We start from the raw sequence: 11,834 nt of genomic DNA, 5'->3' as shown, positions 1-11,834 counted from the left end.
CCTCCGATAGCTTCGCGTTGTCAATCATAAACGATCAAGAACGATCATGTTGCATCGCACAATGCACATTTATGATCGGTCTTGATTGACAATGCCTGGCGGCGGTGCCCTAATGATGATGCAGGGAGGAACCATGCACGAAAAAGAGCGCCATCGGATCATCCAGTCCGCCGTCCAGGAAAAGCCTGTCGTGACGGTGCAGGAACTGGTCGATCTGACCTCGTCGTCCGAGGCGACGATACGGCGCGATATCGCTGCATTGCATGTCCAGAAGCGGCTGCGCCGCGTGCGCGGCGGCGCCGAGGCGATCACCCCGCCGCAATTCGTCGGTCTTGCGGGACGTCCGTTCTCGGTCAACGAAACGATGCATGCGTCGCAGAAGCGCGCGATCGCGCGAGCCGCCGTCGAGCTGTGCAAGGATGGCGAGCCGATCATCATCAATGGCGGAACGACGACGTTCCAGATGGTGCATTTCCTGACCAATCGGCGCATGCCGATCTTCACCAATTCGTTTCCCATCGCCGAGCACCTGCTGAAGCAGTCCAAGAATACGGTGACGCTGTCGGGCGGCACGATCTATCGCGAGCAGAACATCATCCTGTCGCCCTTCGACAATGACGTGACGCGCAATTTCTATGCGCGGCGCATGTTCATGGGCGCGCAGGGGTTGGGGCCGCTCGGGCTGATGGAGGGCGATCCGCTGCTGATCCAGGCCGAGCAGAAGCTGATCGACCAGGCAGACGAACTCGTCGTGCTGGTGGATTCGTCGAAGTTCCGGCAGCGCTCGAGCCTCATCTTGTGCGGGCTGTCGCGGATCGCGACGGTGATCACCGACGAAGGACTGGAAGACCGCGATGCCGGCATGCTGGAGGCGGCCGGCGTCTCGCTGGTCGTCGTGCCGGTCGCTCAGGCCCGACGGGAGGAATCTTCGCTGCCCGCGTGACCGCGGCCGGCGCCGATGCATGAAACAACCATGGGAGGAAGTTCGATGTCAGTACTGAAAAAACTTTTCGCGGCCGCGGCGATCAGCGTCGCGATGTTTGCTGCCCCTGCCTCCGCGCAGGACATGAAGATCGCGCTCGTCGTCAAGTCGCTCGGAAACGGCTTCTTCGATGCCGCCAACAAGGGCGCGCAGGAAGCAGCACAGGAAATCGGCGGAGTCGAGGTCATCTACACCGGCCCGACGTCGGCCACGGCCGAAGGCCAGATCGAGATCGTCAATTCGCTGATCGCGCAGCAGGTCGACGCGATCGCGATTTCCGCCAACGATCCCGACGCGCTGGTGCCTGCGCTGAAGCGGGCCATGGATCGCGGCATCACAGTCGTGTCCTGGGATTCGGGCGTCGCGCAGGAGGGACGCCAGGTCCATTTGAACCCGTCCGACACCGACCTGATCGGCGAGACCATCATCAAGCTCGCAGCCGACTTCCTGCCTGAAGGCGGCGACGTGGCGATCCTGTCGGCATCCTCGACGGCGACCAACCAGAATGCCTGGATCGAAGCCGCCAAGAAGGTGATGCCGGAGAAATTCCCGAACATCAATCTGGTCGCAACCGTCTATGGCGACGACGATGCGGTGAAGAGCACCAACGAAGCCAAGGGCCTGATCGCGTCGCATCCGAACCTGAAGGCCATCATCGCTCCGACGACGGTCGGCGTCGTGGCGGCTGCGCAGGTCGTGACCGACGACAACCTGATCGGCAAGATCAACGTCACGGGCCTCGCTTTGCCGTCGGAGTTCAAGCAGTTCATCGACAACGGTGCATCTCAGGCGGTGGCGCTGTGGAACCCGATCGATCTCGGCTATTCGGCGGTGATGATCTCGCACGCGCTGGCAACGGACGAAGCCAAGGCAGAGCCGGGCGCGAAAATCTCGATCGGCCGCGTCGGCGAAATCACGCTCGACGACACCAACTCGGCGGCGATGGCTGCACCCTTCCAGTTCGACAAATCGAACATCGAAGAGTTCTCGAAGATCTATTGATCGACGGTTTCGACGGCGGGCGGCTGTTGGTCGCCCGTCTGTCGAGCTTTGCGAGGCCATTTCGTGTATTCGCTCTACGTTGCCCCCCTCTGTCCTGCCGGACATCTCCCCCACACGGGGGGAGATCGGCCTTCACGTTTGCTTTCGCCAATCGTGAGGGATGAAAGTGGAACGGGAGGTCCGATGACGGATAATCTCCCCCCGTGTGGGGGAGATGGCCGGCAGGCCAGAGGGGCGCAGCGTGGCGCGCGCTTTGCCCGGAATGGCGCCTATCGATGATGCACACAACCGTCGAAAAGCTGGCCGTGAATGTGCCGGACAACGCCGCCCGTCTGACACTGACCGGCATTGGCAAGAGCTTCCCTGGGGTGCGGGCACTGCATGATGTCGCACTGTCGCTTTATCCCGGCCAGGTCACCGCGTTGATTGGCGAAAACGGCGCCGGCAAGTCGACGCTGGTCAAGATCATGACCGGCATCTACCAGCCGGACGCAGGCGAAATCGCCATCGACGGCAATGCCATCGCGCTGCCTTCCGCCCATGCAGCCTTCGAGCATGGCATCACCGCGATCCATCAGGAGACGGTGCTGTTCGACGAGCTTTCCGTCGCGGAAAACATTTTTCTGGGACATGCGCCGCGCACGCGCTTCGGTCTCATCGACTGGAAGACGATGCGCGCCAATGCGCGCGAAGTGCTGGAGACGATGGGGGCCTCCCACATAGACGCGGATACGCCGCTGCGCGATCTCGGCATCGCCAGCAAGCATCTGGTCGCGGTCGCACGCGCGATGTCGATCGACGCGCGCATCGTGATCATGGACGAGCCGACCGCCGCTCTCTCCGCCAAGGAGATCGAGGAGCTGTTCGAACTGATCGCGTTCCTGAAGAGCGACGGCAAGGCGATCCTGTTCATCAGCCACAAATTCGATGAAATCTACCGCATCGCGGACCGGTACACCGTCTTCCGCGACGGCGAGATGGTGGGCGAGGGGATGCTGGCCGATGCCAGCCAGGGCGAGATCGTCAAGATGATGGTCGGCCGTGCCGTCGATCATATCTTTCCAGAGCGCACGCCGGCGATCGGCAAGCCGCTGCTTGCCGTGTCCGGCCTGTCGCATCCGACCGAGTTCGAGGACATTTCGTTTGAACTGCGCCAGGGCGAAATCCTCGGCTTCTACGGCCTCGTCGGCGCCGGGCGCAGCGAGGCCATGCAGGCGATCGCCGGCATGACGCGCACGAGTGCCGGAAGTCTCACGCTCGACGGCCAGACGATCGAGCCGAGATCGGCAGCGGATGCGATCGAGGCCGGCATCGTCTATGTGCCGGAGGAGCGCGGGCGGCAGGGCGTCGTGATCGGGCTGCCGATCTTCCAGAACGTCTCGCTGCCATCGCTGGCCAAGACGTCGAAATCGGGCATCCTGCGCCTCGCGGAAGAGTTCGCGCTGGCGCGGACCTACACGGAGCGGCTCGATCTGCGGGCGTCCTCGCTCAGCCAGGATGTGGGCACGCTGTCGGGCGGCAACCAGCAGAAGGTCGTGATCGCGAAATGGCTGGCGACGCGGCCGAAAGTCATCATCCTGGACGAGCCGACCAAGGGCATCGATATCGGTTCCAAGGCTGCGGTGCACGGCTTCATGGCCGAACTGGTCGCCGAAGGGCTGTCGGTCATCATGGTGTCGTCGGAGTTGCCGGAAATCCTCGGGATGTCGGATCGCATCATCGTGATGCGGGAAGGGCGCATGGCGCACCTCTACGATAATGAGGGGCTCGACGCCGAGACGCTGGTGCGCGCGGCCGCGGGGATCGTGGCATGAGATCGCTTCTCAAACATCGGGAAATCTGGCTGGCCGCGGCGATCGCGCTGCTCGTCGCCTTCGTCGCGTTCCGGTTTCCGGCCTTTGCGCGGCCGGGAAATCTCCTGTCCGTCTTCAACAATTACACGATCCTGATCATTCTCGCGCTCGGCCAGATGGCCGTCATCCTGACACGGTCGATCGACCTGTCGATGGCGTCGAACCTCGCTTTTACCGGCATGGTCGTGGCTATGATCAATGCCGCCTATCCGGCGATCCCGATCCCGTTGCTCATTGTGTTGGCGATGGCGGTCGGAACCACGCTCGGCGCGTTCAACGGCGCGTTGGTGTGGAAGCTCGGTATCCCGTCGATCGTCGTGACGCTCGGCACGCTGACCGTGTTTCGCGGCGCGACCTTTGTGATTTCCGGCGGTGCCTGGGTCAACGCGGACAAGATGAGCCCGGCCTTCATCGCGCTCCAGCGTGGTTCGTTTCTGGAACTGCCGGTGCTGGCCTGGTTTGCGGTCGTGACGATCGCCGTGTTCTATATCGTGATGACACGCACGGCGCTCGGCCGCTCGATCTATGCGATCGGCGTCAATCCGACCGCCTCGGTCTATGCCGGCATCGATGTCGGGCGCACCAAGTTTTTGGCCTTCTGCATGTCCGGGCTGGTCGCAGGGTTGTGCGGCTATCTGTGGGTGTCGCGCTACGTTATCGCCTCCACGGAGGTGGCCAACGGATACGAGCTCCAGATCATCGCGGCCTGCGTAATCGGCGGCGTGTCGATCGCGGGCGGTATCGGCAGTGTGGGAGGCGCGGTGCTCGGCGCACTGTTTCTCGCGATCATCGGCAGTGCGCTGCCCGTCATCAACGTCTCTCCCTTCTGGCAGCTTGCGATCTCGGGCAGTGCCATCATTCTCGCGGTCGTGCTCAATACGCGCGGCGAGAAGCGCAAGGGCCGGATTATTCTCAAGAGGGCTGCCGCATGACGACAACCGACCTCGCAAGCGCGGCCGGCCGTGGCCGCCATCTGCCGGACCGGCTGGATCGGCCGTGGGGGTCCGCGCTGCTCTCATGGGAGATGCTGCTCGTCGTGGTGGCCGTGGCGATCTTCATCCTCAACAGCCTTGCATCGCCGTATTTTCTCAATGCGTGGTCGCTGTCGGACCTCACCTTCAACTTCGTCGAGAAGGGGCTGATCGCGCTCGCCATGGCGCTGCTGATCATCTCCGGCGAGATCGATCTGTCGGTCGCCGCGATCATCGCGCTCGCCTCGACCATCATGGGCATGGCGGTGCAGGCGGGCGTCGGGACGCCGGGTCTCGTGCTGATCGGCCTCGGGGTCGGGCTCGTCTGCGGCGCCTTCAATGGCGGGCTGGTGACGCGGCTCGGGCTACCGTCGATCGTCGTGACGATCGGCACGATGAGCCTGTTTCGCGGCATCTCCTACATCATCCTCGGCGACCAGGCCTATCGCGGCTATCCCGAGAGCTTCGCCTTTTTCGGGCAGGGCTATGTGTGGTGGGTGATCTCGTTCGAGATCGTGCTGTTCGTCCTCATGGCGGTGGTGTTCTGGTTCCTCCTGCACAGGACGAGTTTCGGGCGGACGGTCTTCGCGATCGGCAACAACCCGATCGCGGCAGCATTCTCCGGCGTGCGCGTCGAGCGGGTGAAGTTCATCCTGTTCTGCCTGACGGGGCTGATGGCGGGTGTCGCCTCGATCCTGCTGACATCGCGCCTCGGGTCTACACGGCCCTCGATCGCGCAGGGGTACGAGCTCGAGGTCATCACGATGGTGGTGCTCGGTGGCGTCTCGATCCTCGGCGGATCGGGGTCCATCGTCGGCGTGGTGCTTGCGGCGATCATCATGGGGCTGGTGACGTTCGGCCTCGGCCTGCTCAACGTGCCGGGTATCGTGATGTCGATCTTCATCGGCCTCTTGCTGATCGTCGTGATCGCGCTGCCGATCCTGTGGCAGCGATTTCGCGCCGCGAGGGCTGGCTGATGGCCGACAAGATCGCGTTTACGATGAAACTCAAGCCGGGCTGCCGCGACGAATACAAGCGCCGGCATGATGCGATCTGGCCCGAACTTCACGCGCTTCTCAAGGAGGCGGGCGTCTCGGACTACTCGATCCATCTCGATGCCGAAACCGATATCCTGTTCGCGGTGATGTGGCGGGCAAGGGATCACGGCATGGCCGATGTGCCGAACCATCCGGTGATGAAGCGGTGGTGGGCGCATATGGCAGACATCATGGAAACCAAGCCCGACAATGAGCCGATATCGACGCCGCTCGAAACTGTGTTCCATATGGAATGACGATGACGCAGATACGCCGCGTCGCCGTCATCGATATCGGCAAGACCAACGCGAAGGTGGCGTTGGTCGACCTCGACACGCTGAGCGAAATCGCGCTGCGCAAGATGCCGAACCGTCCGCTCGCGCATGGCCCGTACCCGCACCACGACGTCGAAGCGTTGTGGGTCTTCATCCTCGACAGCCTGCGGGAGCTTGGCCGCGAGCACCGGATCGATGCGATCTCGGTGACGACGCATGGTGCGACGGCAGTGCTTCTCGATGCCGATGGAGGGCTGGCGATCCCGGTGCTCGACTACGAGCATGATGGGCCGGACGCGGTGCGGCGCGACTACGATGCGGTGCGACCGCCATTCGATGAGACGGGTTCGCCACCGCTGCCGCTCGGTCTGAATCTGGGTGCGCAGCTTTACTGGCAGGCGCGGACGTTCCCCGAGGCGTTCTCACGTGTGGCCTCGATCCTGATGTATCCGCAATACTGGGCGTGGCGGCTTTGCGGTGTCACCGCCGGTGAGGTAACGTCGCTCGGCTGCCACACGGATCTCTGGTCGCCCGCGCGCACGGACTATTCAACGCTGGTCGATCATCTTGGATGGCGAGGGCTGTTTCCCCCGATCCGACCTGCGCAGGACAGGCTGGGTCCGATCCATCCTGCTGTGGCGGAACGGACCGGGCTCGACCCTGAAACGCCTGTGTTCTGCGGCATTCATGATTCCAATGCCTCGCTTCTGCCTCATCTTTTGAGCCGCGCGGCACCGTTTTCCGTCGTCTCGACGGGAACCTGGGTCGTCTGCATGGCGGTCGGCACGCAGTCCGTGCCGCTCGATCCGGCGCGGGATACGCTGATCAACGTCAATGCATTCGGCGACCCGGTGCCGTCCGCGCGGTTCATGGGTGGCCGCGAATTCGAACTGCTGGCGCAGGGCGCGAGCTCAGGTTTCACGGATGCGGACGTTCGTGCGGTGGTAAGCCAACGCATCGCGCTTTTGCCGGCCGTCCAGCAAGGCTCTGGTCCGTTTCCGGCGCATGAGCCGCGCTGGACGGGGCGCGCGCCGACGCTGGAGGAGAGGGCGGTCGCCATCTCGTTCTACCTCGCGCTGATGACCGCAACCTGCCTCGACCTCGTGGGCGCGCAAGGCGAGACGATCGTCGAGGGCGCGTTTGCGGGTAATGAGCCGTATGTCGCTATGCTGGCTGCGGCCACGGGCCGGACTGTCTACGCGCAGGCCGGCCGCAGCACCGGTACGAGCATCGGCGCTGCGCTGCTGGCGGCTGGATCGGAAATACGCAAAACCGACGGGCATGAGGTTTCGCCGGTCGTCCCAGATGAAGCCTTGCGCGACTATGCCGATGCATGGCGTGCAGCCATCGCTGCGTGGCGCGTGTAAGTCAAAACATCTGCGAGGCGAATTTACGAATGCGCAGGGCTGGAGAAGCCCAGTCGCGACAATCCTCTGCGGATTTCGGGGGCGCCCATGAAGAGCTTCCACAAGAGGCCTGACCGGTGGTTTTCGATCATCGCGACTGTTGGGCCTTGATCTACCGCGAGATAGGTCCGCGCATACCAGTCCCGGTCGTCGCAGAACGTGTCAATGAAACCGTATCGGCCCCAGATGCGGTGGCTAGGGCGGGCGAAAAAACCTCGCAGCGCCTGCATCGCTTCCGCCGGCATGTAGGGAAAGCTGCACAGCGCGGCACTCGGCGCGATCACCCCGCGATCGTGATCCGGCGCGTAGGCGACGTAGCCGCCCGGTCCATGCGACGCGGTCAGGCCCCAGCAATCGGGCCCATAGCCTCGATGGCCGTTCGGGTTGATCACGCAATGCCGATGATTGATGCGCGTATGGGCGAGGTTTTGCTCGAAATAATCCGCGTATCTGTCGACAAGCCCGCGCGGATCGAGCCCGCAAAACGAGTAGTGCGCGAAGAACAGCGGACCGCCGAACGGCATGCCGAGGGGCAGGCGGGTTCCGTAATAGTCGTGGCCGTTCAGGAAAGCTGGCCCCTTGGCATATCCCTGATGATAGACCTCGGGATCGATTGCGTGGTCGCGAGCGCCGGCAGCAAGGACGAACGCGACCAGACACTCGTTCCAACCCTGGACGGGGAAGTTCATCGCCCAGCCATATTTCGGGCTCCAATGCCAGTAGAGCCGGTTTTCACCGCGGGTGAAGAACGACCATTCCGCATCGACGAGGAGAGCGTCGATCCGCTCTCGCAACAGGCGTTCGTCGGGCGACGTGCCGGCGAAATATTCGCGCGCGCAGATGAGGCCCTGGAACAGAAATGCCGTCTCCACGATATCGGCGCCGTCGTCCTTGCGCCGAAACGGGATGGTCCTGCCGTCGCGTCCGTCCATGAAATGCGGGAACATGCCGTGATGACGCGCTGCCGAGGCGAGAAATTCCATGCTTGTCAGCAGGCGGGACAGGGCAGCGGAGCGGTCTATCCAGCCGCGCTCGACGCCGACGATGACCGCCATGATGCCGAAGCCGGAACCGCCGACCGAAATGAGATCGTTCGGGCGGTCACCGTGGAGCCGTTGCCGATCGCGGGCGAGGAAGCTGACGGGATGCGCACCTTCCCAGAAATAGCGCAGCGTCTGCCGCTGCACGAGATCCAGAAGCGCGTGGTCGGCAAAATGCGATACGTCCTGGCCGTCCGTTGAACGTTTTCGTCCCGCGGGTGCCGCGCTGGAATCGGCCGTCACTCCGTCTTCCAGAAGGGTCATGACATTCCAGGGGATGGTAGCGCGTGCAAGCCCAGCCTCAATTTTCGGACTGGAAGTCGGACAGAGACACACGGATCGTGCAGCGGACGCCTTCGGGGTTGTATTCCGTCTCGACGCTGTTGGTTGCGCCCGATATGCCGTTGTTGATCAGTCTCGAGCCGAACCCCATCGATGTTGGGATTGTGACCCTCGGGCCATTCTGCTCCTGCCACGCCAGTTGAAACACCGGCTCACCGCCGAGGTCGGCGATAGTCCAGCGAATCTCCACAAGGCCTTCTGGTAGCGAAAGCGAGCCGTATTTGAACGCGTTGGTGGTCAATTCGTGCAAGATGAGCGCGAGGGATAGCGCCGCGCGGGGGCCGACTTCCAGATTGGGGCCGGAGAGCGAGAACTGGCTGGCATGGCCGTCCTCACGCAAATTGACCGATTTTTCGATGACGGTCCGGACGGCAGCGCGCTCGCCATAGCCCGTCAGCAGCAATTCGTGCGCGCGCCCCAGGACGCCCAGCCGATCGCCGATTGCTTTCCGTGCCTGTTCGATGTCGTCGGCACGGCGCAGGGACTGGTTGACGATGGCCTGAACCATGCCGAGCTGGTTCTTCAGCCGATGGCTCAGTTCCTGGTTGAGCATGGCCTGGAGTTCGCGCGCCTTCTTTTGCTCGGTGCGGTCGCGAACGATCTTCAGAAAACCCTCGGTCGGGCCGCCATCGTGCAATGGCAGCATTTCGCCGCTCGCCCAGAAGCGGGTGTCGTCCTTGCGCAGATGCCAGCGCTCGTCGTTGCCGCGCCCTTTCTGGAGCGCATCCCGCATTTCGCGATCGATGATTCCATTCTGGCGGTCCTCGGGGGTGAAGAAGATTTCGGCGTGTCTGCCGATCATCTCATCTTCCGCCCAGCCGAAGATGGCCTCGGCGCCCTTGCTCCAGGAGGTGATCAAGCCTTCGAGGTCCATCGTGATGATGGCATAGTCGATCGCACTCTCGAGAACGAGGTCAGCTATGCGTCTACTCGGCATTGTACCTCCCGCGTCAGAGACAGTCGACTATCGGCAGGGAGCCCCCGGTGCCGACGCGATTTTCGAGTCTGCCTAGTAGCACGACACAATACGTCTGCGGGATTTCATATGTGACGGTCGGTTGCGTGACATTTCAGCCTATGCAGGCCGCCCGCGCGGTTACGGCCTACGCGAGCGTCTGCCGCGTTCAGGTCGGCAGATGGAGGTTCTCACCTTCGAAATTCAGGACATCGCGGATCATGTCGCGTGCGAGGATGCCGGATGCGCGCGCAAAGCCCAAGAAGCATCGCTCGGCCTCGGCGCGTGCATCCTCATCGACCGTCGCGGAAAAACACGCGTTCATCGCACGCTCATAGATCGGACCATCCTGATGAGGCCAGATCATGAGAAACTCCAGCGCCTCCTCGGCACTGTAAATCTCGCGCACCGACTCATCGGGCGCGACGACTATTCTCACTGGCAATCGGAACTGAGCGGCATCCATGAGGGTTGTCCTTCGCCTGTGTTCTTCAACGAACTGGCGGCCAGGAAGTTTCATCCTGCGCCGCAGCTTCAGCAAGATGACCCTTTGGATGTCTGCAAACGTCGTTAAAGCGCGGGCGTGCGGGCTATTCGATGAACGCGCGGTGAGGGCGATGCCACTTTGCACCTCGCCTTTCCGCGCCAGCAGGACTATGAGAAGCCATGGATAAAAATAGATTTGAAATTCCGGTGACCGTCAAATCGCGTTCAACCGGATCCGACGAGCTTTTGCGGTCCCCCGCCGAGGCCATGGATTTTCTTCTCAAGGATTGGCCGGCGAAGAAAGGGCCCAAGCACCGGGCAGCCGTTCAGGCGTGCCACGATGCCATCGATGGTGGGCGGCCAACGTCGATTTCGCGCAAGGCGCTGGTCGCCGCCGCTCGCGAGGCCGACGTCTTCGTCAGTGACAAGACACCGGCCTGACGGGCATTCGCTTCGTACGTCAGGTATCGGACGATGAGTCGTCCGCAGGCTGGGTGGAATCCTGGTCGGCGTCCTGCTGGGATTTTGCAGTCTTCGCCGCCAGCTTCTCGGCCTTCTTGGCTGCCTTGGCGCGATCGCGCTCCTGCCGCTCGTAATTGTAATTCGGTGTCCGGGCCATTTTCGTCCTCTCTTGTTTGAGCCCTAAATACGGTACCCGCCCGGCATTGCAATCGAATGCTCATAAAATGGCGGCCATCAGGGCAAAAAACGCCGCATATCGCCCAACGCCGTCGACAGACCGGCGGCTAGCGCCCGGCTGACAGCGGTTCCGTCTCATAAAGCGCGGCGTGCCAGAGGCGCGAGACGGTCGACGCGACCATGTCGGGATCGTCGGCAAATTCGGCGAGAGGCGGATTGGTCTGGCCGTAAATCTTGAGCAACAGTTCGTCGACCATGCTGATCAGGCAATAGGTGCGCAAGCGCAGTTCGGGAAGCTCGGCGTCGCTGACGATGCGCCCGCGCCGGATGCGCCTGATGATGCGCTCGGACATGCCCTTGTCGGCGTCGCGCCCGACCTGGGCGATGAGATCGTCTTCATCCTTGAGGTGAAAGTGGCACCGCATCAGGCCGACATTCTGCCTGAAGCAGCGGACGTAGTTGCGATTTCCGATCTCGATCGCTTCGAGGTCGGAAGCGCCAGGGGGCACGGCCGGGCGCGTCGTGCGCACGAATTCGAAGTAGTCCGCCAACGTCTTGGCCACGACGTCCCGCTTGCCGGCAAAGTAGCGGTAGAACGTTCCGTGGGCGAGGTTCGCCTGCTCGGCGATCATGTTGACCGAGATCGAATGATAGGCCTTCGAACGCAACAGCGTCGCCGTCGCGATCTCGATCTGCAACTCGGTCCGGGTGGTTTTTCTCGCATTACCGGCTTCCGCAAGCTTCTGTTCCAGAAATTCGACATAGTCGAACATCGCGCTTCGTCCTCATTCCTGTGCGCCCCAGACATAGCAATGCACGGGCTCTTCCGAAAGTCGCTTGACAGAA

Annotated in this window: 13 protein-coding genes; 8 read left to right on the top strand and 5 right to left on the bottom strand. The window is 62.6% G+C overall.

Annotation, left to right across the window (positions count from 1 at the left end; genetic code table 11):
• The first annotated feature begins 133 nt into the window (after positions 1-133).
• From AAFN55_RS17105 to AAFN55_RS17075, 7 genes are all read left to right on the top strand, one after another.
• Positions 134-943, top strand: a complete 810-nt coding sequence (locus tag AAFN55_RS17105) for a DeoR/GlpR family DNA-binding transcription regulator (RefSeq protein ID WP_347800031.1) — start codon at positions 134-136, stop codon at positions 941-943.
• A gap of 45 nt (positions 944-988) precedes the next feature.
• On the top strand, positions 989-1,984 hold the full coding sequence (rhaS, locus tag AAFN55_RS17100; protein WP_347800030.1) for a rhamnose ABC transporter substrate-binding protein: 996 nt from the start codon (positions 989-991) through the stop codon (positions 1,982-1,984).
• A gap of 275 nt (positions 1,985-2,259) precedes the next feature.
• Positions 2,260-3,798 (top strand): sugar ABC transporter ATP-binding protein, encoded by a 1,539-nt coding sequence (locus AAFN55_RS17095; protein WP_347800029.1) that lies wholly within the window; start codon positions 2,260-2,262, stop codon positions 3,796-3,798.
• A complete protein-coding gene (locus AAFN55_RS17090; protein ID WP_347800028.1) occupies positions 3,795-4,769 on the top strand; it encodes an ABC transporter permease in 975 nt (324 codons plus the stop codon). The genes AAFN55_RS17095 and AAFN55_RS17090 overlap by 4 nt, the downstream gene beginning before the upstream one ends.
• Complete coding sequence (locus AAFN55_RS17085) at positions 4,766-5,785, top strand: ABC transporter permease (protein ID WP_347800027.1); 1,020 nt, start codon at positions 4,766-4,768, stop codon at positions 5,783-5,785. Before AAFN55_RS17090 ends, AAFN55_RS17085 begins: the two co-directional genes overlap by 4 nt.
• Entirely contained in the window at positions 5,785-6,102 is a 318-nt protein-coding gene (gene rhaM, locus AAFN55_RS17080) for an L-rhamnose mutarotase (protein ID WP_347800026.1), read from the top strand. Before AAFN55_RS17085 ends, rhaM begins: the two co-directional genes overlap by 1 nt.
• Before the next feature lie 2 nt (positions 6,103-6,104).
• A complete protein-coding gene (locus AAFN55_RS17075) occupies positions 6,105-7,487 on the top strand; it encodes an FGGY-family carbohydrate kinase (RefSeq protein WP_347800025.1) in 1,383 nt (460 codons plus the stop codon).
• Positions 7,488-7,510: 23 nt separating this feature from the next.
• Here AAFN55_RS17075 and AAFN55_RS17070 read toward each other — a convergent pair whose 3' ends face one another.
• The 3 genes from AAFN55_RS17070 to AAFN55_RS17060 form a co-directional block, all read right to left on the bottom strand.
• On the bottom strand, positions 7,511-8,830 hold the full coding sequence (locus tag AAFN55_RS17070) for a glucoamylase family protein (RefSeq protein ID WP_347800024.1): 1,320 nt from the start codon (positions 8,828-8,830) through the stop codon (positions 7,511-7,513).
• A gap of 37 nt (positions 8,831-8,867) precedes the next feature.
• Positions 8,868-9,845: an HWE histidine kinase domain-containing protein gene (locus tag AAFN55_RS17065; protein ID WP_347800023.1), complete on the bottom strand. Its 978-nt coding sequence runs from the start codon at positions 9,843-9,845 to the stop codon at positions 8,868-8,870.
• A 187-nt stretch (positions 9,846-10,032) separates the two neighbouring features.
• Positions 10,033-10,494: a DUF982 domain-containing protein gene (locus AAFN55_RS17060; RefSeq protein WP_347800022.1), complete on the bottom strand. Its 462-nt coding sequence runs from the start codon at positions 10,492-10,494 to the stop codon at positions 10,033-10,035.
• A 35-nt stretch (positions 10,495-10,529) separates the two neighbouring features.
• Between AAFN55_RS17060 and AAFN55_RS17055 the strand changes: the two genes are divergently transcribed.
• The gene (locus AAFN55_RS17055; protein WP_347800021.1) at positions 10,530-10,790 is read left to right on the top strand and encodes a DUF982 domain-containing protein; all 261 of its coding nucleotides are present in this window, start codon (positions 10,530-10,532) and stop codon (positions 10,788-10,790) included.
• Between the two features lie 19 nt (positions 10,791-10,809).
• Here AAFN55_RS17055 and AAFN55_RS17050 read toward each other — a convergent pair whose 3' ends face one another.
• A complete protein-coding gene (locus AAFN55_RS17050; protein WP_347800020.1) occupies positions 10,810-10,968 on the bottom strand; it encodes a hypothetical protein in 159 nt (52 codons plus the stop codon).
• A 127-nt stretch (positions 10,969-11,095) separates the two neighbouring features.
• Entirely contained in the window at positions 11,096-11,761 is a 666-nt protein-coding gene (locus tag AAFN55_RS17045; protein ID WP_347800019.1) for a TetR/AcrR family transcriptional regulator, read from the bottom strand.
• Positions 11,762-11,834 lie beyond the last annotated feature (73 nt).

It is taken from the genome of Mesorhizobium sp. CAU 1732 (assembly GCF_039888675.1).
Taxonomy (GTDB): domain Bacteria; phylum Pseudomonadota; class Alphaproteobacteria; order Rhizobiales; family Rhizobiaceae; genus Aerobium.
This window is presented reverse-complemented; position numbering and strand designations above follow the sequence as displayed.

Excerpts from the sequence above, each read along its gene's own strand:
- AAFN55_RS17050 (WP_347800020.1), bottom strand. The coding sequence starts at position 10,968 with ATGGCCCGGACACCGAATTACAATTACGAGCGGCAGGAGCGCGATCGC.
- AAFN55_RS17045 (WP_347800019.1), bottom strand. The coding sequence starts at position 11,761 with ATGTTCGACTATGTCGAATTTCTGGAACAGAAGCTTGCGGAAGCCGGT.
- AAFN55_RS17090 (WP_347800028.1), top strand. The coding sequence starts at position 3,795 with ATGAGATCGCTTCTCAAACATCGGGAAATCTGGCTGGCCGCGGCGATC.
- AAFN55_RS17055 (WP_347800021.1), top strand. The coding sequence starts at position 10,530 with ATGGATAAAAATAGATTTGAAATTCCGGTGACCGTCAAATCGCGTTCA.
- AAFN55_RS17095 (WP_347800029.1), top strand. The coding sequence starts at position 2,260 with ATGATGCACACAACCGTCGAAAAGCTGGCCGTGAATGTGCCGGACAAC.
- AAFN55_RS17070 (WP_347800024.1), bottom strand. The coding sequence starts at position 8,830 with ATGACCCTTCTGGAAGACGGAGTGACGGCCGATTCCAGCGCGGCACCC.
- AAFN55_RS17085 (WP_347800027.1), top strand. The coding sequence starts at position 4,766 with ATGACGACAACCGACCTCGCAAGCGCGGCCGGCCGTGGCCGCCATCTG.
- rhaS (WP_347800030.1), top strand. The coding sequence starts at position 989 with ATGTCAGTACTGAAAAAACTTTTCGCGGCCGCGGCGATCAGCGTCGCG.
- AAFN55_RS17075 (WP_347800025.1), top strand. The coding sequence starts at position 6,105 with ATGACGCAGATACGCCGCGTCGCCGTCATCGATATCGGCAAGACCAAC.
- AAFN55_RS17105 (WP_347800031.1), top strand. The coding sequence starts at position 134 with ATGCACGAAAAAGAGCGCCATCGGATCATCCAGTCCGCCGTCCAGGAA.
- AAFN55_RS17065 (WP_347800023.1), bottom strand. The coding sequence starts at position 9,845 with ATGCCGAGTAGACGCATAGCTGACCTCGTTCTCGAGAGTGCGATCGAC.
- rhaM (WP_347800026.1), top strand. The coding sequence starts at position 5,785 with ATGGCCGACAAGATCGCGTTTACGATGAAACTCAAGCCGGGCTGCCGC.